Source organism: Micromonospora sp. WMMA1998 (assembly GCF_027497375.1).
Taxonomy (GTDB): Bacteria; Actinomycetota; Actinomycetes; order Mycobacteriales; family Micromonosporaceae; genus Micromonospora; species Micromonospora sediminicola.
On record NZ_CP114911.1, the window covers coordinates 5,144,221 to 5,166,601 of the forward strand.

A 22,381-nucleotide genomic window follows, 5' to 3' on the forward strand; every position below is an offset into this window, starting at 1 on the left:
CGCCGATCAGCCCCCGATGTGGTGCATGACGTGCTTGACCCGGGTGTAGTCCTCCAGGCTGTAGACCGACAGGTCCTTGCCGTGGCCGGAGTGCTTGAAGCCGCCGTGCGGCATCTCCGAGACGAACGGGATGTGCGTGTTCACCCAGACGCAGCCGAAGTCCAACCGCCGGGTCATCCGCATGGCCCGGCCGTGGTCGCGCGTCCACACCGAGGCGGACAGGCCGTACTCCACGCCGTTGGCCCAGCGCACCGCCTCGTCCTCGTCGGAGAACCGCTGCACGGTGATCACCGGACCGAACACCTCGTCCTGGATGATCTCGTCGGCCTGCCGGACGCCGGAGACCACCGTCGGGGCGTAGAAGAAGCCGCGCTCACCGACCCGGGACCCGCCGGTGGTGACGTCCGCGTGGTCCGGCAGGCGGTCCACGAAGCCACTCACCCGGGCGAGCTGGTTGGCGTTGTTCAGCGGGCCGTAGAACACGTCGGCGTCGTCCGGCGCGCCGGTGCGGGTGTTGCGGGCCTGCTCGGTCAGCGCCGCCACGAAGTCCTCGTGGATGCCCGGCCCGGTGAGCACCCGGGTTGCCGCGGTGCAGTCCTGGCCGGCGTTGAAGTAGCCGCCCACCGCGATCGCCTCGGCCGCCGCCGCCACGTCCGCGTCGTCGAAGATCACCACCGGGGCCTTGCCACCCAGCTCCAGGTGGGTCCGCTTCAGGTCCGGCGCCGCCGCGGCGGCGACCTCCATGCCCGCCCGGGTCGAGCCGGTGATCGACACCAGTTGCGGGGTCGGGTGCGAGACCAGCGTACGGCCGGTGTCGCGGTCGCCGCAGACCACGTTGAACACGCCCGGGGGCAGGTGCTCGGCGGCGATCTCGGCCAGCAGCAACGTCGACACCGGCGTGGTGTCCGACGGCTTCAGCACCACCGCGTTGCCCGCCGCCAGCGCCGGGGCGATCTTCCAGACCGCCATCATCAGCGGGTAGTTCCAGGGCGTGACCTGGGCGCAGACGCCGATCGGCTCGCGCCGCACGTACGAGGTGTGCCCGGCCAGGTACTCGCCGGCCGAACGCCCCTCCAGCAGGCGGGCCGCCCCGGCGAAGAAGCGCAGCTCGTCCACGGCCGGCGGCAGCTCCTCGTCGGCCGTGAGCTGCCGGGGCTTGCCGGTGTTGCGGACCTCGGCGTCGACCAGCTCGGCGGCCCGCGACTCCACCGCGTCGGCGAACCTCAGCAGCGCCCGCTGCCGCTCGGCGGGGGTCGCGTCCCGCCAGCCCTCGAACGCGGCGGAGGCGGCCCTCATCGCCGCGTCCACGTCCGCCGCCCCGGACACCGGCGCCTGGGCGAAGACCTCGCCGGTGCACGGGTCGATCAGGTCGGCGTAGCCGCCGTCCACCGGGTCGACGTACTCGCCGTTGACGAAGTTGCGCAGCTGCTGCTGGTCGCTCATCAGAAGTCTCCGAGAGGGGTGGCCGGGAGGAGGGTCAGCGGAGGTTCTCGCAATCTGACTGCCATCTTGGCTACTGAATCCGAGGCAGACAAGGGTTTGAGCAACTGTTTCCGCGCGGGCGTCCGTGGTCTACGCTGCCGAGCGTGGAGCCGAGAGCCTTCTATGTCGCCGGCCGCCCCGCCCACGGCGAGCGGGAGTTGACCGTCACCCACCCGTACGACGGGCTGCCGGTGGGGCGTACCACGCTCGCCACGGCCGACCAGGTCGAGGCCGCCGTCGCGGGCGCCGCCCGGGTGGCCGCGCAGGCCGCGGCCCTGCCCGCGCACGCCCGCGCCGCCGCCCTGGACCACGTGTCCCGCCGGCTCGCCGAACGGGCCGGCGAGGTCGCCGCGCTGATCACCGCCGAGAACGGCAAGCCGGTCAAGTGGGCGAAGGCGGAGGTGGGGCGCGCGATCTCCACGTTCCGCTGGGCCGCCGAGGAGGCCCGTCGCTTCTCCGGCGAGCTGCAACGCCTCGACACCGATCCGGCCGCGACCGGGCGGATCGCGCTGGTCCGGCGCGTGCCGCGCGGGCCGGTGCTCGGCATCACCCCGTTCAACTTCCCGCTCAACCTGGTCGCCCACAAGGTCGCCCCGGCGCTCGCCGTCGGCGCCCCGATCGTCGTCAAACCGGCCCCGGCCACCCCGCTCACCGCGTTGCTGCTCGGCGAGATCCTCGCCGAGACCGACCTGCCCGAGGGCATGTTCTCGGTGCTGCCGCTGCCCAACGAACGCGCCGCCGACCTGGTCGCCGACCCCCGGCTGCCGGTGGTCTCGTTCACCGGCTCCGGGCCGGTCGGCGCCGCGATCCGCCGCGCCGCCCCGGACAAGCACGTCACCCTGGAACTGGGTGGCAACGCCGCCGCGGTCATCTGCGAGGACTGGTCGGCGGACGAGGACCTGACGTTCGCCGCCCACCGGATCGCCACGTTCTCCAACTACCAGGCCGGGCAGTCCTGCATCGCGGTGCAGCGCGTCTACGTGCACGAATGGCTCTACGACGGTTTCCTGCCCCGGCTCGTCGCCGCCGTCGAGGAGTTGCGCACCGGCGACCCCCGCTTCGAGGCGACCGACGTCGGCCCGCTGGTGTCCGTCGAGGCGGCGCAGCGCGTCGAGGCGTGGGTCGACGAGGCGGTCGCCGCCGGGGCCACCATCGAGGTGGGCGGCCGGCGCGACGGCGCCACCTATCCGGCGACCGTGCTCAGCGGCGTGCCCGCCGACGCGAAGGTCTGCGCCGAGGAGGTGTTCGGGCCGGTGCTGGTGGTCACCCCGGTCGCGGCCGACCGGGCCGCGTTCGCCGCGGTCAACGACTCCGCGTACGGGCTCCAGGCCGGCGTGTTCACCCACCGGATGGACGTGGCGTTCACCGCTGCCCGGACGCTGGAGGTCGGCGGCGTGATCATCGGCGACGTGCCGTCCTACCGGGCCGACCAGATGCCGTACGGGGGCGTGAAGGGCTCCGGGGTCGGACGGGAGGGGCTGCGCAGCGCCATGGAGGACTACACCGAGCCGCGCGTCATGGTGCTCACCGGGGTGGCGCTGTAGGACCGGTCACCAGGTGCCGTCGTCGCGGACCCGGGGGGCGGCGCGGCCGAGCAGCAGGGTGGTGAGAGCGGCGTCGACGTCCGCGCCGAGGAACCACTCGCCGGCCTGGTCCAGGGCGAAGACCCGGCCGTGCTCGTCGACGGCGAGGATGCTCTCCTGGCGTTCGCTGCCGAGGGGGAAGAGGCGGGCGCCGAGGACCGCGCCGAAGTCGGCGAGGGTGTCGGCGGTGTGGGCGACCTTCCGTGGACGCACCTCGAACCGGGAGATCCACGCCGCCTCGCCCGGTCCCTGACGGGCACTGACCAGACCCGGGAAGGCGGTCAGGGTCGCCAGGGCGGCCGGGAACGACGAGTGGCTGTGCCTGCTCCCGTTGACCTCACCGACCTTCCGGACGGAGGTGGCCGCGGACACCTCGTCCCCGAAGTGGGGCCGCCAGCCGGCGACCACGAGCGCGTCGGCGACCTCGGCGGGGAACCGGTCGGGGTCGGGAGGTGTCTGGGGTTCCGGGTGCCACTCCTCCGCGTAGGCCAGCTCGGGCCAGGGCAGTACGCCGACGTGCACGAGGAATCGGATGCACGACTCGCATCGCAGGTCCGCCGGCCCGCCGGCCGGATCGCCTGCCTCGCGGATGCGGAAGAACTCGATCCGGCTCGTGCCCAGCAGTCGGCGTGCGTCCTCAGGGGTCAGCGGCGGCAGCCCGTCGGCGGCGCGGCGGTGGTCGTGGTCGTGCAGCGCGTCGGAGACGACGATCATCTCGGCGTGCCGCTCCCCGCCGCGCACCAGGTGGCCCGGGGGCAGCTCGTCCAGGTAGGCCCGCACGAGCGGATGGTGTCGCAGCTCGACGTCGCCCTTCGCGCCCTGCGCGACGTGCAGCCGGCCGTCCAGCGTGAGGTGCGCCGCCGCCCCCGGTTTGGGCAGCCGGACCAGTTCGCGCAGCAGTTGCGCGGCCGGGTCGACGGTGCGGGGAGCGCGGGGCTCGGCCGGCCGGCGTTGCCGGTACATCTCCTCGACCGCCACCGCCGGGATCCGGGGCCAGGTGGACACCTCGCCGGTCTCCTTGTCGATGACCGTGGTCGGCAGGTCGCCGGGCAGGGCCCGGGCGTCGGTGGAGACGGTGGAGAGCACGACGTAACCCAGGTCGAACTCCTCGACCACCGGGGTGCAGGGGAAGCCCAGGCGGTCGGAGTCACGCCGGGCCCACACGGAGGCGATCTGCTCGGCCTGCTGTCGCTCGATCACCACCTGAAATTACCGGACCCCACGGATTTCGTGGCACCCGGTATGGTCGGCCCTACCCACGGTGACGGAAGGGATTCGGCGGTGGCTGAGAGTGCGGACCGGGATGCGAACCGTGCGCTGCGCACGCGCTTCGACGAGGTGTACGGCCAATACCAGCGACTCCGGTCCGGTCTGGAGGAACTTCAGTCCAAACTGGCCGAGTTGCGGGTGACCGAACGCTCCGACGATGGTCAGGTCACCGCGGTGGTGGGGGCGCGAGGCGAACTGATCAGCGTCGAGGTGAGCCCCGCGGTGTTCCACGACCGGGACGCCCGGGCCCTGAGCCGCAAGATCACTGAAACGGTGCTGCGGGCGTCCGCATCCGCGACCAGCGCCACCCGCGAGCTGGTCGCCGGCTACCTGCCGCCCGGTTCGCCGTCGGTCGAGTTCCTCCACACCCATGACTTCGGTGCGCTGCTCGGCCGGGCCGACACCGTGCTGTCGCGTGGGGACTGACCGGTGGCCGGGGGAGAGATCTGGCTGGACCCGGACCGGGCCCGTCGCGGTGGCGCCGACCTGAGCCTCGCCGGCAAGGCCGTGGCCGGGGCCCGCCGGGAGACCGGCGACCCGATCGCCGCGGCGAGTGGGCAACGGCCGTGGGGGCGGGACGACATCGGCGCCGCGTTCGACAAGCACTACCAGCGCTACGCCGAGACGCTGCTGCGCGCGTGGGAGCTTCTCGGCCGGTCCCTCGAAGGGATCGGGTCGGACGTGGTGCGCTCGGTCGCCGCCACCGTGGAGACAGATCTGAGCAACGCCCGTGACCTCGGCAAGATTCCGCACCAGAGGCACGACCCGCACCGGCCCTGGCGCTGACCACCGGAGGATCCGCGCGTGAGCATGCTGCCCAGCCCGATCCCGCACCCGCTCGACTACTGCCCCTGGGACGTGCCCGGCTGGATCTACGAAGCGCTCGACTGGGTGGTCGGCGTCGAATGGCCGGAGGGCGACGAGCGCGCCGTCTGGGACCTGGCCGACCAGTGGTACGGCGTGGCCGGCGTCCTGGCCGGGCCGCGTGACGACGCCACCACCGCCGCCGGCGAGGTGAAGAGCGGGTACGGCGGCGTCGGCCTGGTGGCGCACGCGTTCGACACGGCCTGGCACAGGGTGGCCGGGGGCGAGGACGCCCCGCTGCACGTCCTGGTGTCGGCCACCGACGAGCTGGGTCGGCTGGTCGACTCCTGCGGCTGCGACATCGAGGGCGCGAAGCTGGAAGCCTGGATCGAGCTGGGCATCCTGGTCGTGGAGCTGCTGTCCCTGGCGGTCGTCACCGTCCTCACCGCGGGCGCCGCGTCACCGGCGGCCGGTGCCGCGATCACGGCCACCCGGATGGCCGTGCAGCAGATCTTCCGGCGACTGGTGGCCGATCTGGCCCGCAAGGCGGTCCGGGAGGGCCTGAAGGAGGCGGGTGAACGGGCCGCCAAGGAGGTCGCGAAGAGCGGCGCCAAGGGCCTCGCGCGGCGGGCGGTGCTCGGCGGTCTCGTGGAGGCGGGGCAGGAGGCGAGCACCAGCCTCGCGACCCAGGCGTACCAGAACACCACCGGCCGCCGCGACGGCCTGGACCTCGCCGACGTGGGCACGTCCGGGCTCGGCGGCTTCGCCGGCGGCGCCGCCGCTCCCCTGGCCAGTCTGGGGCGGCACGCCAGCGGTCGGTTCGCCGAGATCGGGGAGCGCTTCGGCCGGGAGATGGCCGGCGAGAGCCTCGCGGAGACCGCCGCCGGCCTCGCCACCGGCCACGGGCCGTCCTTGGAGGATCTGGCACGCGCCGCCGCCTCCGGGGCGACCGGCTCGGCCACCGGGCAGGCCGACACCGCGCTGCACCACCGGCTCGACGCGAAGCTGGGCGGATTCACGGCGCCACCCGTGGGCTTCGACGTGCCACCGCCGCCCGACCCGGTGGGGCTGGTGCCGAGCCAGCGGACACCCGAACCGTCCCCGTCGGGTTGGGGTGGCGATCAGGCGGTCAGCCACCCACGGACGAACCCGGAGGCAGTGACGCCGGCCCCACCGCCGGCCATGGCCGACGCCCCGCTGTCGCGGGCCCTGACCGGCGCGGACACCGAGCCGGTCGTGTCGGCAGAACCGGCGGGCGCGGCACCGGACGTGACCGCCCGGCCGCCGTCTCATCCGGCCGACCACCCGTCCCCGAGTGTCCTGACCAGCGACTCGGCGCACCCGGCCGTCGCGACGAGCCCGACGCTCTCCTCGGTCGCGGTAGAGGTGCCCGCCGCCGGCACGTCGGTCACCGCTCCGACCGAGCCGCGAACCGGCTCGCCTCCGGCGACGGTCGACGTAAGTCGTCCGTCCCCCGCTGCGCCGGTGCACGCGGCGGCGGCGCCGACGCTGTCCCCGCCGCCGGCGGTGGACGCCGCGCACCCGGCCGCGCCGTCGACGCTGGACCGTCCGGCCCTCGGAGTCGGCGGCGGGCAACCCGGTTCGTTGCCGACCCCACCGGTTCACCCGCAGGTCGGGCCGCACCCGGCCACGCCCGGTGCCGGGCCGGATCCACGGCCGGCGCCCAATCCCCGCTTCCCGTTGCTGGAGACGCTGGCCCCCGCCCACTCCGCGAACCCGCCGCCTGCCGTCTTCAACCCGCTCGACTCGCCTCCGCCCAATGTGGAAACCCTGCGGGAACGAGTTGCGCGCTTGGTGGCCGACCGGGAGGCCCTCGATCGGCGCCGCTACGGCGGTTACCTGCGGTCCCAGCGTGAGTGGTTCGAGGACCGCCGGCGCCAGACCAGGGCGGACTGGCTCCGCGAACGTGCCGACTATCACGAGGAACGAGCCAGTGACTGGGCCGCCCAAGCCACGGCACTACGCCGGGACGGTCGCACGTTGGCAGCCGAACAGTGGCACCGGGAAGCTCACGAAGCCGCACTGGAAGCGTCGGAGCTGCGCGACGAGGCGCGGAACGTCCTCGCCGGAAGAGTCGTGCCTGAGCGGGTGATGGTCGAGGACGACCTCGACTTCTACCGGATCAACGACGATGTGGCCGACCTTGCCCTCGGCGCGGTGGAGACGCCCGACCACTCCGCGCTCACCGGCAACCGGCACCCTCCTTCGGTCGACCAGTCCCGTCCCTACGGCATTCGTGGTGGCCTCCGGCCTCCGCTCGCCCTGCACCAGACGGACCTCGAACGGCAGATGCCGCGCAACCCGGACGGCAGCGTGGTACGCACGGCCGACCCCCGACGTGGCGGATGGTTCCGGTTGGCGAACGACGGCGGGCCGAGCGCGGACGCCACCCGCGGGATCAACTGCCTCGACTGCACGCTCTCGTTCTACGACACCTGGGTGCACGGCCGGCCGCGGGTCGCCGCTCCTCGTACGTTCGACGGCTACCTGGCGGGAGACGTCCGCCGCCCGGTGGGTGGCGAGGTGGACGGCCCGTTACGGGTCGAGGAGACGACCGGCGGACGCTTCCAGAACCTGACCGCACCCGGTCGGCCGGGCGTCACCGGGGCGGCCCGGCGGACGCTGGTCGAGGGCGGCTACCGGGACCTGCACGCGCAGTTGGCGGCTGGGGGCCACGGCAGCTACGCGTTCCTCATCACCAGCTTCGAGGGTGGCGGCTCGCACGCCTGGGTGGCGCTGAACCAGAACGGCACGGTCCTCTACCTGGACCCGCAGACGGGCGCGGTCGCCGACCAACCGCTCTACCGGCACGGCGGTACGTCGTTCGCCGGCAACGTGGTCGGCGTCGACGCGCTGGTGCTCGGCCCGGACGGCCGTCCGATGCCGCTCGCCGGCCGGCCGCCCGGCACCTTCAACGTCCTGCCAGAGCCCTCGCCCCGGCCGGCGCCGCCACGCCCGCCGGACCCACCGCCGTCCGACGGCGGGAACCCACCGGACTTCAACCGCGTCCACCTGCTCGGCGAGTCCACCACCTTCCACCGACCGAGCGACACCTCGCCGCCCGGCAGCGCGCCCCCGATCGAGCCGGATCCGGCTGACATCCGTCGGGCGCACCGGGAAGCACACGCGGCCCGCTTCGCCGCCGGGATCTACGTTCGGGACGCGCTGGCGACGAGCGGCAGCCTGGACGACGCGTTCGCGGTCGGGGTGACGCCGCTGGAGTTGGCCCAGCACGCCGACGGGCCGACGCTGCGACGGCTGGTGCCGGGGCTGGAGGAAAGCGCGGCCGCCGACCTGAAGCGGCTGTTCGCGGACCCGCGTGCGCAGCGGATGCTCGACCAGAGCTGGGAGGCGCCGCCGCGGCGGGAGGAGTTGCTGGCCGAGACGCTGGTAGGGCAGCTCGCGGAGCGGCCCGACCTGGTACGGATGATGCTCGCGACGCCCACACTCGCCAATTCCCTGACCGCGCGCCCGGTCACGCTGCATCACTTGGCAAGCCACCAGAAGGCGATCGACGTTCTGGACGACGTCCTGCATGAGATTCGTGAGCGTGGCGCCGAAGCCGTCTCCGCGGCTCCCACACCTCCGGTCGAACCGACGCCTCTGACACCGGCGCAGATCAGCGTCAGCGAGCGATTCGAGGCTGAGCGCCCTGTGGCCCTTCAACCGGGTTTCGACAGAGCGCGTTCTGTCGACTCGCATTACCAGAAGCAGTATCTGGATCAGCTCTATCGGGCGGCGTCGATAGCGCAGGGCGAGCTGGACTCGTTGGGACGTGAGTTGGCGGAGCGGTCGGCGAACGGAGCCGAGTACAAGCCGCGGCCCGGCCCCAAGGACCGTGTACGAGCCGAGGACAAGATCGCCCGGAACGGCGGAAATGCCGCCCGCCTCCGGGATCTCGCCGCGGGCAGGGTGTCGTACCGGACACTGAACGATCTCTACGCAGGCTTGGCGAGTCTGAGCACCGATCCCCGTGTTCAGATAGCGGACTTCGACGATCGATTCCGCAAACCCCAGGACAGCGGCTATCGAGACATCCAGTTCTCGCTGCGAACCTCAACCGGGCACATCGCCGAGTTCCGACTTCACCTTGCCGCCATGGACGACGTCGCGGAATGGGAGCACTCCCTATTCGAGGTGTGGCGTGACCTGGAGGCGGTGTCCGGGAGTGAGCGACGTACCCTCTCGGTCGAGGAGGCGGCGATCCGGAAGGGCATCGTTCGGCGGCAGCGCGAACACTTCTGGGCTGCGCTCCAATCGACCTTGAGTGGTGGGCAGCGATGACGGAAGCAGCGAACAGCCTCGGCCTCGCCGGCTACTACGACTACTACGACAACCCCGTCAAGATCGTTCCGACGGCTGACGGTGGACTCGCTGCCTGGCGGCTGGACCGTGGCACCGGCGGCTGGCACCCCGCCAACGACATCATCGACGAGATCATCTTCGCCATGGGTGGCGAGATCTTCGTGCGTTCGGCCGACCGCTTCGTGCAACGAGTCGAAGAAGAGCGCGGGCTGAGTCTCCGGGGCGATGGCCCGGTCTTCGCGCTCTACGAGACCGTGGCTGCCATCGCCCAGCAGGCCATCGCCGAGAACCGGGCCTACACGCCGGAGGAGGCGGCGCTCATCAAGGGAATCCGGCGTAGGACCTTCGTGATGTTCGAGGAGCAGCTTCAACAGGCCGGTGACCCCGCCGCCGACCCGACCATCGCCTCGACAGCTCCTGAGACGTGACGGAACACCCCCGCTCCGACGGTGCCCCCGAAGGGGAGCGGAGCCTGCTCATCACCCACCTGGAGCACCAGCGCCTCACTCTGGAACTCGCCTGCGCCGGGCTCGCCCCGGAACAGCTCGCCCGCCGGTCGGTGCCGCCGTCGACGATGTCGCTGCTCGGTCTGGTCCGGCACCTCGCCGAGCTGGAGCGGCACTGGTTCCGCCGCACGCTGGCCGGCAAGGACGTGGTGCGGATCTGGCCCACCGGCGACCCGGACGAGCCCTTCACCGGTGCCGTCGCCGAACCGGCCGTGGTCGAGGAGGCCTGGGCGGCGTGGCGGGCCGAGGTCGCGTTCGCCGAGCGGTACGTGGCCGCCGCGCCGAACCTGGAGGTGAGGGGTCACCGGGGGGACCGGATCGTGACGTTGCGGGAGGTGTTGGTGCACGCGATCGGGGAGTATGCCCGGCACAACGGGCACGCCGACCTGCTCCGTGAGCGGATCGACGGGCGCGTGGGTCGGTGACGGCTCGGACGTCGCGGCGGGGCGAGCCCGGTGCGGAGCGGTCGTGACGGTGCGCTACCGGCCACCGGCCGACGAGGCGGAGGCGCGCCGCGTACAGGAGGAGTTGCGGTCCCGGGTGGACCTGGTCGGGCCCGGCCCGGCCGCGCCCGCGACGGTCGCCGGCCTGGACGTCGCGTACGCGACCGGCGGCGACCGGCTGGCGGCGGCCGTCACGGTCCTGGACGCCACCAGCCTCGCCGTGGTGGACGAGGCGGTGGCCGTGGGACGGCCGGCGTTCCCGTACGTGCCGGGGTTGTTCGCGTTCCGCGAGATGCCGGCGTTGCTGGCGGCGCTGGACCGCCTCACCGTCCGCCCCGAGCTGCTGGTCTGCGACGGGCACGGGGTGGCGCACCCGCGCCGGTTCGGGTTGGCCTGCCATCTGGGTCTGGTGACCGGGTTGCCGGCGATCGGGGTCGGGAAGACCTCGCTGGTCGGCACCTGGACCGGGCCGGGGCCACGGCGGGGGGAGTGGTCGCCGCTGCGCGACCGCGACGAGGTGGTCGGGCGGGTGCTGCGGACGCGGGACGGGACCAGGCCGGTCTTCGTCAGCGTCGGGCACCGGATGGGGTTGGACAACGCGGTGGAGCGGGTACTGGCCCTGACACCCCGGTACCGGCTTCCGGAGACGACCCGGACGGCGGACCAACTCTGCCGCCGGGCGCTCGCGGCGGGTGGCGACCGGGGCTGACCGTGGCGGCGTGTCGCGGCACACATGTGGAGCGCTCGATGGGCGGGTGCCCGGGTGGCCGGGTAGTAACCTCACCGGCGGATCCCGTCCGGGACGGAAACGGTGAGGTGGAGATGTCGGTGAGGCAGCACGCGGCGCGCTGGGCCACGGTCGGCGCGTTGCTGGGTGGCCTGGTGGCCGCCCCGGCTGCCCCGGCCCTGGCGGAGGGTGACCGGGTGGGGTTGCGCTCGGCGGCCAGCTTCACCGCCGGTGGGTCGCCGGGCGTGGTGGCGATCGAGGTGCGGAAGCGGACCGAGGGCTGCGTCCTGCTGCGTACCGCGCTCGGGTTGCGGGTCGAGGGCCTGCGCGCGGACCAGGTCCGGGTGGAGGTGGCGGCCGGTCGCCGGTGGACGCCGGTGCCGGTTTCCGGCGGCGGGGGCGCGGTCGCCACCGCCCAGGTGGCGCCGGTCGACAAGCCGCTGTGCAAGGGCAAGGGCGCCACGGTGCGTTACCGGGTGGCCTTCGCGGACGGCGTCGTCGGTGGGCGGCTGGAGCTGGCCGGCGAGGCGAGCGCGGCGAACGGCCAGGTGCTCGGCCGGGCCGGCCGGTCGGCCCGGTTGGTGGGCGCGCAGCCCACGCCGAGCGCGAGCCCTTCCCGCAAGCCCTCGCCGACCCCCACGCCCAGCGCGGCAGTGACCACGCCGGCCGAGACGGCCGGCAGCGCGCCGGTCGTCGCGGCCGTCGACCCGGCCGCCGGGGCCGCGGCCGACGACTCGTCCTTCGGAGGTTCCATGATCATGTGGTTCGGCATCGGGCTGGTGCTCGTCGGCGCCGCGTTGATCGTCCTGCTGGTGCGGCGCAGCCGCGCGGACCGGTCGGACGCCGTGCCGGCGGCCGACCATCCGCCGGTTCCGCTGCCGCGCAGCAGCAGCACCACCTACCGCTCCGGGACGCCGGGGCCCGCCCCGACGGTGTACGGGGGCGCGACGCTGCCCCGGCCGACCGGCAACGTGTACGGGGCGCCGCCCGCTCCCGCACCCACCTCGCCGGCGCCTGGTGGCGCCCCCGAGGGCGCGGACGCCACCAGCGTGTTGCCCCGCATGCCGGACTGAGCCGGAACCTGACGGGTGCCCGGGGTTACCGTGACGAAGAGTGATGGCGGCGTGACCCGGTCGCGAGGTCGGTCGCCGGGTGCCGAACGGGACCCGGTGCCGGGGCCGGTTCGCCGATAAGATCGCGTGCGCCGGACGGCACCGCCGACCGGTGAGACCACATACGTGGAAGGAGCCGCGCCGTGGCCCTGGACCCGCAGTTGCTCGAGATCCTCGCCTGCCCGGACACGCACCACGCCCCGCTCGACTACGACGCGCAGGCGCAGACGCTCACCTGCACCGAGTGCGGCCGCGTCTTCGAGGTGCGCGACGACGTCCCGGTGCTGCTCCTGGACGAGGCGCGCGGCGGCCCCGCCGGCGACGACGCGCGTGGCGGGTCGTCGCGGTGATGGAGGGTACGGCCGGGGTCAGCGGGCACCGGCACGCGGACGAGGCCCTGCTGGACGATCCGGCGCTGCTGTCCGAGCGCGATCCGGGCGGGATGCTGCGGTTCACCGCCTCGGCGGGCGCCCAGGTGCGGGAGTCGGCGGCGCTGGCGGCCGAGGCGAACCTGTCCGTGCTCGGCGACGACGGCCGCCCCCGCGCGGTGGTCATCGCCGGCATCGGCACCGCCGGGCGCACCGGGGACGTGCTGGCGACCGTGGCCGGTCCGCGCTGCCCGGTGCCGGTCATTCCGCACCGCAGCGCCGGCGTGCCCGGCTGGGTGGGCGCGGCGGACGTGGTCATCGCGGTGAGCGCGTCCGGCCGCAGTCCCGAGGCGTTGGGCGCGGCCGAGGCGGCGCACCGGCGCGGGGCCCGGCTGGTCGCCGTCGGCGCGCCGGACTCGCAACTCCAGTCGGTGGCCGAGCGGGCCCGGGCGCCGTTCATCCCGGTGCCCCGGCGCGCCCCGGCCCGGGCCAGCCTCTGGGCGCTCACCGTGCCGGTCCTGCTCGCCGCCCGTACGCTCGGGCTCGTGAAGGTCAACGAGGCGGACCTGGCCGAGACGGCGGCCCGGTTGGACGCCGACGCCGACCGGTGCCGGCCGACCGCCGAGTCCTTCGTCAACCCGGCGAAGTCGCTGGCGCTGGGCCTGTCCGGGTCGATCCCGATCGTCTGGGGCTCGTCCCCGCTGGCCACCGTGGCCGCCCGCCGGTTCGGTGACACGCTGTCCGCCAACGCCCGCTATCCGGTGGTCACCGGCGCGCTGGGCGAGGCCGGCCGGGGTCGGGTGGGCCTGCTCGACGGTGTCTTCGGTGGGCTGGCCGAGGGCGAGCGGGACATCTTCGCCGACCCGGGCGACGACGACCCCGACGGCACCCGGCTGCGGTTGGTGCTGCTGCGCGACGGCGGGCTCAACGCCGACGACGACACCGACGAGCCGCTGGCGGTGGAGGAGCGCCGCGCGGACGCGGTGCAGACGCTCGCCGAGCGGCGCGGGGTGCGCTGCGACGTGGTCACCGCCGAGGGCGGGTCCGCCCTGGAGCGGCTCGCCTCGCTGGTCGCGGTCCCCGACTTCGCCTCGATCTACCTCGCCCTGGCACACGGGCTGGACCCGATGGCCGTTCCGGCCGTCACGGAAATGAAGGAGCTGGCAAACCAGTGAGCACGTGCGGCATCGAGCGAGGCGGGGAATGAGCGCAAACGGGGGCACGAAGGCGATCGTCGCCGCCCTGACGGCGAACCTCGGCATCGCCGTCACCAAGTTCATCGCGTTCCTGCTGACCGGCTCGTCGTCGATGCTGGCCGAGTCGATCCACTCGGTGGCCGACTCCGGCAACCAGGGCCTGTTGCTGATCGGCGGTCGGCGGGCCAAGCGGGAGGCCACGCCGCAGCACCCGTTCGGCTACGGCCGGGAGCGCTACATCTACGCGTTCATCGTGGCGATCGTGCTGTTCAGCCTCGGTGGCCTGTTCGCGCTCTACGAGGCCTACCACAAGGCCTCCGACCCGCACGCGATCACGGAGTGGCAGTGGGTGCCGGTGGTGGTGCTGCTGGCCGCGATCGTCATGGAGGGCTTCTCCTTCCGCACCGCGATCAAGGAGTCCAACCTGGTCCGGGGCAAGCAGACCTGGGTCCGGTTCATCCGCCGGGCCAAGGCCCCGGAGCTGCCGGTGGTCCTCCTGGAGGACTTCGGCGCCCTGGTCGGTCTGGTCTTCGCGCTGTTCGGCGTCGGCATGACGTTGATCACCGGCAACGGCATGTGGGACGCCGCCGGCACCGCGATGATCGGCGTGCTGCTGGTGATCATCGCGATCACGCTGGCGGTCGAGACCAAGAGCCTGCTGCTCGGTGAGGGTGCCGAGCGCAGCGAGCTGGCCAAGATCGAGCAGGCCGTCACCGGCGGCCCGGAGGTCGAGCGGATCATCCACATGAAGACGCTCTACCTCGGCCCGGAGGAGCTGATGGTGGCCGCGAAGATCGCCGTGCCGGCCTGCGAGAGCGCCGAGGAGCTGGCCCGGGGCATCAACGCGGTCGAGGCGCGGATCCGCCGCGAGGTGCCGATCGCCCGGGTGATCTACCTGGAGCCCGACATCTACAGCGCCGCGGCGGAGCGGGCGGGCACCGGGCAGGCGGCCGACACGGCCGTGCCGGAGGCCGCGACCACCGACGCGCTGGCGGCCGACGAGGTGGCCGGGCGTTCCGGGAGCTGACCGATGGAGTTGCTGCAGGGGCGGATCCGGGACTACGCCTGGGGCTCGCGGACCGCGATCGCCGCGTTGCAGGGGCGACCGGTGCCGAGCGACGGGCCGGAGGCCGAGCTGTGGCTCGGCGCCCACCCGGGCGCCCCGGCCACGGTGGACCGGGACGGCCGCCCGGTCAGCCTGACCGAGCTGCTGGTCGCCGAGCCGGGGCACTGGCTCGGTGAGCGGCTGGTCGGCCGGTTCGGCACCCGGCTGCCGTTCCTGCTGAAGGTGCTGGCCGCGGACGCGCCGCTGAGCCTGCAGGCCCATCCGGACGCCGAGCAGGCGCGGGCCGGGCACGCGGCCGACGTGGGGCGGGTCAACTACGTCGACCCCTACCACAAGCCGGAGCTGCTGGTCGCGCTCTCGGAGTTCGACGCGCTCTGCGGCTTCCGTGACCCGGCCGCGTCGGCGGCGGCGATCGCCGCGTTCGGCGTAGCCGCGCTGGAGCCGGTGGTGGCCGCGCTGCGCACCGGGCCGGCGGGCCTGCGGGAGGCCGTACGCGCGTTGCTGAGCTGGCCGGACGCGGAGCGCGCCGGGCTGGTGGCGGCCGTGTCGGCGGCGGCCGCCGGCTCGACCTCGCCGGACGCGGCGCTGGTGCGGGCGCTGGCCGCCGGCTATCCGGCCGACCCGGGCGTGGTGGTGGCGTTGCTGCTGCACCACGTCCGGCTGGCGCCGGGCGAGGCGATCTGGATGCCGGCCGGCAACCTGCACGCCTACCTGCGCGGCACCGGTGTGGAGATCATGGCGGCCAGCGACAACGTGCTGCGCGGCGGGCTGACCCCGAAGCGGGTCGACGTGGACGAGCTGGTGCGGGTGCTGCGGTTCGAGGTGCTGGCCGACCCGGTGGTGCGGCCCGAGCCGGTGGCGCCCGGCGTGCTGACCTGGCCGGTGCCGGTGGAGGATTTCGCGCTGCACCGGGTGGAGGTGGCCGCCGGGTCGCCGGGGGTGCGGCTGACGCTGCCCGGCCCCCGGGTGGTGCTCTGCCGGTCCGGCAAGCTGACCGTGGACGACGGGGTCGGTGTGGTGACGCTCGGCGCGGGCCAGGCGGCGGTCGGTACGGCCGCGGGCGGCCCGTTGGCGCTCGGCGGGGACGGGGAGGCGTTCGTGGCCACCTGTGGCCTGCGCTGACCGGAGCAAGTCCGACTTTCCCGAAACGCTTGACGGAGTGGTTGCTCAGTGTGACTCTATGGGTACGCAGCGTTGTCGCGACGAAGGTCCGGGAACGCGCGGGGAACCAAACCGGGGGGATGCACGGGGCGGCCGGGCCGTGGGCGGAAAGTCCGTTCACGACCGACCGCCCCGTGCGCTGTCCGCCGCCCGCCCGCTGTCCCCGTGCGCCAACCGGCACCGGGTGAGCGGGCCCACGCGCGTAAGGTGGAAGGCTGCGCAGCACTTCCTTCGACAGGAGCTTCCATGACCAGCACCCTTCCGGCGGCCACCAGCGGCTCGTCGTCCGGCGCCCGGCCGAGCACCCTCGCCGAGGGCGACTACAAGGTGGCGGATCTGTCGCTCGCCGCGTTCGGGCGTAAGGAGATCCGGCTCGCGGAGCACGAGATGCCCGGCCTGATGGCGATCCGGCGCGAGTTCGCCGAGGCCCAGCCGCTCGCCGGCGCCCGCATCACCGGCTCGCTGCACATGACCGTCCAGACCGCCGTCCTGATCGAGACCCTGGTCGCGCTCGGCGCGCAGGTCCGGTGGGCGTCCTGCAACATCTTCTCCACCCAGGACCACGCCGCCGCCGCGATCGTGGTCGGCCCCGAGGGCACCCCCGAGGCGCCGGCCGGCGTCCCGGTCTACGCCTGGAAGGGCGAGACCCTGCCGGAATACTGGTGGTGCACCGAGCAGGTGCTCGCCTGGCCGGACGGCCAGGGCCCCAACATGATCCTCGACGACGGTGGCGACGCCACCCTGCTCGTCCACAAGGGCGCCGAGTTCGAGAAGGCCGGGGTCGTGCCGCCGGTCGAGTCCGCCGACTCCGAGGAGTACGCGGTCATCCTCGACCTGCTGCACCGCTCGCTCGGCGAGGACAACCAGCGCTGGACCCGGATCGCCGCCGGCATCAAGGGCGTCACCGAGGAGACCACCACCGGCGTGCACCGGCTCTACGAGATGCACCGCGCCGGCACCCTGCTCTTCCCGGCGATCAACGTCAACGACTCGGTGACCAAGAGCAAGTTCGACAACAAGTACGGCTGCCGCCACTCCCTCATCGACGGCATCAACCGCGCCACCGACGTGCTGATCGGCGGCAAGATGGCCGTGGTCATGGGCTACGGCGACGTGGGCAAGGGCTGCGCCGAGTCGCTGCGCGGCCAGGGCGCCCGGGTCGTGGTGACCGAGGTCGACCCGATCTGCGCGCTCCAGGCGGCGATGGACGGCTACCAGGTCGCCACGCTGGACGACGTGGTCGAGCAGGCGGACATCTTCATCACCGCGACCGGTTGCTTCGACGTCATCACCAACGAGCACATGGCCCGGATGAAGCACCAGGCCATCGTCGGCAACATCGGCCACTTCGACAACGAGATCGACATGGCCGGCCTGGCGAAGCGCAGCGACGTCACCCGGGAGAACATCAAGCCGCAGGTCGACGTGTGGCGCTTCGACGACGGCCACGCGATCATCGTGCTCTCCGAGGGCCGCCTGCTGAACCTGGGCAACGCCACCGGCCACCCGAGCTTCGTGATGTCGAACTCGTTCGCCAACCAGACGATCGCCCAGATCGAGCTGTTCACCAAGACCGACGAATACCCGATCGGTGTCTACGTGCTCCCCAAGCACCTGGACGAGAAGGTCGCCCGGCTGCACCTGGACGCGCTCGGCGCCAAGCTGACCACGCTCACCAAGGAGCAGGCCTCCTACCTCGGCGTCTCGCCGGAGGGCCCGTTCAAGTCGGACCACTACCGCTACTGAGTCCCACTCCCGGAGGGGACCGGGGTCGGCCGCCGCGCGGCCGTCCCCGGTCCCTTTCGCGTACGCGGGTGGTCCGGCGGGTGTCGGGCATCGGTCGACCAGGGTGACGTTGTCCTGAACAACTTGACGTCACCCCCGGATCAGGAGCAAGGTATGGCTGCCCTAAGTTAACTGAGGCATGCCTGACCGACTACGGAGTAACCGATGTTCGCCACGTACCTGATCGGCCTGCGGGAGGGCCTGGAAGCGACCCTGGTGGTCAGCATCCTGATCGCCTTCCTGGTGAAGTCGCAGCGGCGTGACCGTCTGCCCCAGGTCTGGGCCGGTGTCGGCGCGGCCGTGGCGCTCTCCGTCGTCTTCGGCTCGCTGATCCAGTACACCTCCACCTCGCTGCTGCGCACCTCCGAGTCGCGGGAGTTCTTCGAGGCGGTCACCTCGGTCGCGGCCGTGGTCTTCGTGACCTGGATGATCTTCTGGATGCGCAAGGCCGCCCGCTCGATCGCCGGTGAGCTGCGCGGCAAGCTGACCGAGGCGCTGGCCGTCGGATCGCTGGCGGTGGCCGGCATGGCGTTCCTCGCGGTGGTCCGGGAAGGGCTGGAGACCGCGCTGATCTTCTACGCCGCCGCCGAGAGCGTGGCCGGCGGCACCGGCGCCGGCTCGCTGCTCGCCCTGATCGGCGGCATCGTCACCGCCGTGGTGATCGGCTTCGGGCTCTACCGCAGCGCCCTGAAGATCAACCTGAGCCGGTTCTTCACCTGGACCGGCGCGCTGCTGATCCTGGTGGCCGCAGGCATCCTCAAGTACGGCGTGCACGACTTCCAGGAGGCCGGCGTGCTGCCCGGCCTGAACGACCAGGCCTTCGACATCTCCGCCACGCTGGACCCGAACGCCTGGTACGGCGCGCTGCTCGCCGGCATGTTCAACATCACCGCCGCGCCGACCGTGCTGGAACTGGTCGCCTGGGTCGCGTACGCGGTGCCGGTGCTCGTGCTCTTCCTGCGCAAGCCCGCCCAGCCCGCCCAGCCCGCCCAGCCCGCCCAGCCCGCCCAGCCGGCCCAGCCGGCCCAGCCCGTCGAGCCTGCCCGGCCCGCCGCGACCCCGGCCGAGCCCGCGCCGGTCGACGCCGCCGCCGTCCCGTCCCCGCGCGCCTGACCCGCCCGTTTCCGAGGAGACCCGCACCGATGCGTACCACTCGATTCGTCGCGCCCGCCGCTGCCGGGCTGCTCGCCGTCGCCGGACTGGCCGGCTGCGGCGGCGGTGACGACGCCGACGCCACGGCCGGTGGGCCGATCGCGGTCAAGGCCACCGACACCGCCTGCGAGGTCGGCAGCACGGAGATCGACGCCGGCCAGGTCACGTTCAAGGTGACGAACACCGGCTCCAAGGTCAACGAGTTCTACGTCTACGCCGCGGGCGACCGGGTCATGGGCGAGGTGGAGAACATCGCGCCGGGACTCAGCCGCGAGCTGCGGGTCGAACTGCCCGCCGGCACGTACGAGACCGCCTGCAAGCCGGGCATGAGCGGCCGGGGCATCCGGGGCGCGCTGAAGGTCAGCGGCACCGCCGCGAGCGTCGCCCCCGACGCCGCGCTGACCGAGGCCACCGCCAGCTACCAGCGCTACGTGCAGAGCCAGACCGCCGCGCTGCTGACGAAGACCGAGGAGTTCGTGGCCGCGGTCAAGGCCAACGACGTGGCGAAGGCGAAGGCGCTCTACCCGGTGGCCCGCACCTACTGGGAGCGGATCGAACCGGTGGCGGAGAGCTTCGGCGACCTCGACCCGAAGATCGACGGCCGCGAGGAGGTCGTCGAGGAGGGCATGGAGTTCACCGGCTTCCACCGGATCGAGAAGGACCTCTGGACCAGCGGCGACGTCAGCAAGGACGGCCCGATCGCCGACCAGCTCCTGGTCGACGTCAAGGCGATCGTGGCCAAGGCCAACGCCGAGAAGCTCACCCCGCTCCAGCTCGCCAACGGCGCCAAGGCCCTCCTCGACGAGGTCGCCAGCGGCAAGATCACCGGCGAGGAGGAGCGCTACTCGCACACCGACCTGTGGGACTTCAACGCCAACCTGGAGGGCTCGAAGGCGGCCGTCGCCGCGCTCCGCCCCGCCCTGGAGCAGCGCGCACCCGACCTGGTCAAGCAGCTCGACAGCGAGTTCGCCAACGTCGAGGCGGCGCTCGGCAAGCACCGCGCCGGCGACGGGTGGAAGCTGCACACCCAGCTCAGCAAGGCGGAGCTGAAGGAGCTGTCGGACAGCATCAACGCGCTGGCCGAGCCGGTCAGCAAGGTCGCGGCGGCCGTCGCCCGATGACCACGCCGACCGGCGGCGACGCGACGCGCGAGCCGAACAGCCAGCAGGCCGCTCGGGGGGTCTCCCGGCGACGGGCGATGACGCTGGCCGGTGTCGGGGTGGCCGGCGTCGCCGGTGCGGCCGCCGGCGCCGGCGCGCTGCTCGCCGGTGGCGACCGGGCATCGGCCACCGAGACGGCCGCCGGGGCGGTCCCGTTCCAGGGCGAGCACCAGGCCGGGATCACCACCCCGGCGCAGGACCGGCTGCACTTCGTCGCGTTCGACGTGGTCACCAAGGACCGGGACCGGTTGGTCGCGATGCTCCAGGAGTGGACCGCCGCCGCGGCCCGGATGACCGCCGGCAAGGACGCCGGGCTGATCGGCGCCGTCGGCGGCATGCCGGAGGCCCCGCCCGACGACACCGGCGAGGCGCTCGGGCTGCCCCCGTCCCAGCTGACCGTCACCGTGGGCTTCGGCGCGTCACTGTTCCGCGACGCCCAGGGCCGGGACCGGTTCGGCATCGCCGACCGGCGGCCCGCCGCGCTGGCCGAGCTGCCGCACTTCGCCGGCGACGCGCTCAAGCCGGAGCTGTCCGGCGGCGACATCTGCGTCCAGGCCTGCGCCAACGATCCGCAGGTGGCGGTGCACGCCATCCGCAACCTGGCCCGGATCGGCATGGGCGTGGTCAGCGTCCGCTGGTCGCAGCTCGGCTTCGGGCGTACCTCGTCGACCTCACGCGACCAGGCGACGCCGCGCAACCTGTTCGGGTTCAAGGACGGCACCGCCAACCTCAAGGCCGAGGACGCCGGCCTGCTGCGCGAGCAGCTCTGGGTGCAGCCCGGCGACGGCCCGGACTGGATGGCCGGCGGGTCCTACCTGGTCACCCGCAAGATCCGGATGCTGATCGAGACCTGGGACCGCAGCCCGCTGGCCGAGCAGGAGATGATCACCGGCCGGACCAAGGGCAGCGGCGCCCCGCTGGGCAGGCGCGACGAGTTCGACGAGCCGGACTTCGCCGCGACGGGCGACGACGGTCAACCGGTCATCGCGGAGAACGCCCACGTGCGGCTCGCCCACCCGGACCAGAACGACGGCGCCCGGCTGCTGCGGCGCGGCTACAACTTCGTGGACGGCTCGGACGGGCTGGGCCGGCTCGACGCCGGGCTGTTCTTCATCGCCTACCAGCGGGACCCGCGCAAACAGTTCGTGCCGATCCAGACCCGGCTGGCCCGCAACGACGCGATGAACGAATACCTGCGGCACGTCTCCAGCGGCCTGTTCGCCTGCCCGCCGGGCGTGCGCGACGCGGCCGACTGGTGGGGGCGCGCGCTGTTCTCCTGAGCCGGCTCAGCGGCGTACCCGACCGGCGGGTTCCGGGGCGGCGCGCCGCAGTGCGGCCGGAGGCGGCGCGGCCGGGGCCAGCTCCGGCCAGAGCGTCGCGGTCACCGCGCGGGCGCGACCCAGCCGGTACGCAGCCCGGCGCGCCCGCTCGGCCAGCACCGCGGTCAGGTACGCCCACTCCGGCGCGGCCCACGGCGGCGGCGGCGACGTCACCGCGGCCACCTCCGCCCACAGCTCCCGGCCCAGCCGGACCCGGTCCGGCGCGGCGAGCTGGTGCAGCCGGTCCAGGTACTGCCGGACGGCCAGCGCCAGCGCGTCGTCCACCCGGGTCAGGTCGAGCGTGCCCGCCCAGGCGATCAGCGGCGGCGCGGCCGGCGGCAACGGCCGCCACACCCCGGTGGCCCGGGTGTGCACCACCAGCGTGCCGGCCACCAGGTCACCCAGTCGCCGGCCCCGCGGGTCGGTGAGCATCACCGTCACGCTCGCCGCCCAGCTCAGCAACGGCAGCACCAGGCCGGGCCACTCCACCGCGACCCCCACCAGGGCCCGGGTCAGCGACTGCCCCACCCCGACCGGGCCGCCGTCGGCGCGGACCACCCGCAGGCCCACCGCCAGCTTGCCCACCGTCCGGCCGCCGACGAACCGCTCCATCACCACCGGGTAGCCGACCAGCACCAGCACCACGAGCACGACCTGGAGCCCGCCGGCCAGGGCGGCGTCCACCACGTCCCGGGGGAGGGTGAGCACCAGCAGCGACAGCGCCGCACCGAGCACCAGCGCGAGGCCGACCTGGACGACCAGGTCGATCAGCAGGGCGAGCAACCGCGAGCCCAGCCGGGCCACCCGGACGTCCAGCTCCACCGCCTCGCCGCTGACCAGACCGGCGTCGGCCCACCGGGGCGGTGGGGGAGGTTGCGCGCGCACCCCGACAGTGAACACCATGGACGCCTCACGGGGGAGG

The 22,381-nt window shown here is 73.5% G+C and carries 19 protein-coding genes; 16 read left to right on the forward strand and 3 right to left on the reverse strand.

Features of this window, described 5'->3' with window-relative positions; genetic code table 11:
• Nucleotides 1-6: 6 nt before the first annotated feature.
• Nucleotides 7-1,443: a gamma-aminobutyraldehyde dehydrogenase gene (locus O7600_RS23850; protein ID WP_281590729.1), complete on the reverse strand. Its 1,437-nt coding sequence runs from the start codon at nucleotides 1,441-1,443 to the stop codon at nucleotides 7-9.
• A gap of 143 nt (nucleotides 1,444-1,586) precedes the next feature.
• Here O7600_RS23850 and O7600_RS23855 point away from each other — a divergent pair, with 143 nt between their 5' ends.
• A complete protein-coding gene (locus O7600_RS23855) occupies nucleotides 1,587-3,026 on the forward strand; it encodes an aldehyde dehydrogenase family protein (protein WP_281590730.1) in 1,440 nt (479 codons plus the stop codon).
• Between the two features lie 6 nt (nucleotides 3,027-3,032).
• Here O7600_RS23855 and O7600_RS23860 read toward each other — a convergent pair whose 3' ends face one another.
• Nucleotides 3,033-4,265, reverse strand: coding sequence for an SUKH-3 domain-containing protein (locus O7600_RS23860; protein ID WP_281590731.1), 1,233 nt, complete (start codon nucleotides 4,263-4,265; stop codon nucleotides 3,033-3,035).
• Between the two features lie 81 nt (nucleotides 4,266-4,346).
• On the opposite strand from O7600_RS23860, the gene O7600_RS23865 reads away from it, so the two are divergent.
• From O7600_RS23865 to efeB, 15 genes are all read left to right on the forward strand, one after another.
• Nucleotides 4,347-4,760 (forward strand): YbaB/EbfC family nucleoid-associated protein, encoded by a 414-nt coding sequence (locus O7600_RS23865; protein WP_098743612.1) that lies wholly within the window; start codon nucleotides 4,347-4,349, stop codon nucleotides 4,758-4,760.
• A 3-nt stretch (nucleotides 4,761-4,763) separates the two neighbouring features.
• The gene (locus tag O7600_RS23870) at nucleotides 4,764-5,120 is read left to right on the forward strand and encodes a hypothetical protein (RefSeq protein WP_281590732.1); all 357 of its coding nucleotides are present in this window, start codon (nucleotides 4,764-4,766) and stop codon (nucleotides 5,118-5,120) included.
• 24 nt (nucleotides 5,121-5,144) lie between these two features.
• A complete protein-coding gene (locus O7600_RS23875; protein ID WP_281594253.1) occupies nucleotides 5,145-9,443 on the forward strand; it encodes a toxin glutamine deamidase domain-containing protein in 4,299 nt (1,432 codons plus the stop codon).
• Entirely contained in the window at nucleotides 9,440-9,892 is a 453-nt protein-coding gene (locus O7600_RS23880; RefSeq protein WP_281590733.1) for a hypothetical protein, read from the forward strand. The genes O7600_RS23875 and O7600_RS23880 overlap by 4 nt, the downstream gene beginning before the upstream one ends.
• A complete protein-coding gene (locus O7600_RS23885; RefSeq protein ID WP_281590734.1) occupies nucleotides 9,889-10,395 on the forward strand; it encodes a DinB family protein in 507 nt (168 codons plus the stop codon). Before O7600_RS23880 ends, O7600_RS23885 begins: the two co-directional genes overlap by 4 nt.
• Before the next feature lie 43 nt (nucleotides 10,396-10,438).
• Nucleotides 10,439-11,122, forward strand: a complete 684-nt coding sequence (nfi, locus tag O7600_RS23890) for a deoxyribonuclease V (protein WP_281590735.1) — start codon at nucleotides 10,439-10,441, stop codon at nucleotides 11,120-11,122.
• A 113-nt stretch (nucleotides 11,123-11,235) separates the two neighbouring features.
• Entirely contained in the window at nucleotides 11,236-12,213 is a 978-nt protein-coding gene (locus tag O7600_RS23895; RefSeq protein WP_281590736.1) for a hypothetical protein, read from the forward strand.
• Nucleotides 12,214-12,395: 182 nt separating this feature from the next.
• Nucleotides 12,396-12,602 (forward strand): Trm112 family protein, encoded by a 207-nt coding sequence (locus O7600_RS23900; RefSeq protein ID WP_281590737.1) that lies wholly within the window; start codon nucleotides 12,396-12,398, stop codon nucleotides 12,600-12,602.
• A complete protein-coding gene (locus tag O7600_RS23905; protein WP_281590738.1) occupies nucleotides 12,599-13,795 on the forward strand; it encodes an SIS domain-containing protein in 1,197 nt (398 codons plus the stop codon). Before O7600_RS23900 ends, O7600_RS23905 begins: the two co-directional genes overlap by 4 nt.
• Before the next feature lie 28 nt (nucleotides 13,796-13,823).
• Nucleotides 13,824-14,843, forward strand: coding sequence for a cation diffusion facilitator family transporter (locus O7600_RS23910; protein WP_281590739.1), 1,020 nt, complete (start codon nucleotides 13,824-13,826; stop codon nucleotides 14,841-14,843).
• A gap of 3 nt (nucleotides 14,844-14,846) precedes the next feature.
• Nucleotides 14,847-16,004, forward strand: a complete 1,158-nt coding sequence (gene manA, locus O7600_RS23915; protein ID WP_281590740.1) for a mannose-6-phosphate isomerase, class I — start codon at nucleotides 14,847-14,849, stop codon at nucleotides 16,002-16,004.
• Between the two features lie 285 nt (nucleotides 16,005-16,289).
• Nucleotides 16,290-17,789: an adenosylhomocysteinase gene (ahcY, locus tag O7600_RS23920; RefSeq protein ID WP_281590741.1), complete on the forward strand. Its 1,500-nt coding sequence runs from the start codon at nucleotides 16,290-16,292 to the stop codon at nucleotides 17,787-17,789.
• A gap of 204 nt (nucleotides 17,790-17,993) precedes the next feature.
• Nucleotides 17,994-18,941, forward strand: coding sequence for an iron uptake transporter permease EfeU (efeU, locus tag O7600_RS23925; protein ID WP_281590742.1), 948 nt, complete (start codon nucleotides 17,994-17,996; stop codon nucleotides 18,939-18,941).
• A 29-nt stretch (nucleotides 18,942-18,970) separates the two neighbouring features.
• On the forward strand, nucleotides 18,971-20,101 hold the full coding sequence (gene efeO, locus O7600_RS23930) for an iron uptake system protein EfeO (RefSeq protein ID WP_281590743.1): 1,131 nt from the start codon (nucleotides 18,971-18,973) through the stop codon (nucleotides 20,099-20,101).
• Complete coding sequence (efeB, locus tag O7600_RS23935) at nucleotides 20,098-21,420, forward strand: iron uptake transporter deferrochelatase/peroxidase subunit (protein WP_281590744.1); 1,323 nt, start codon at nucleotides 20,098-20,100, stop codon at nucleotides 21,418-21,420. Before efeO ends, efeB begins: the two co-directional genes overlap by 4 nt.
• 6 nt (nucleotides 21,421-21,426) lie before the next feature.
• On the opposite strand, the gene O7600_RS23940 is transcribed toward efeB, so the two are convergent.
• Complete coding sequence (locus O7600_RS23940) at nucleotides 21,427-22,362, reverse strand: RDD family protein (protein WP_281590745.1); 936 nt, start codon at nucleotides 22,360-22,362, stop codon at nucleotides 21,427-21,429.
• Between the last annotated feature and the right edge of the window lie 19 nt (nucleotides 22,363-22,381).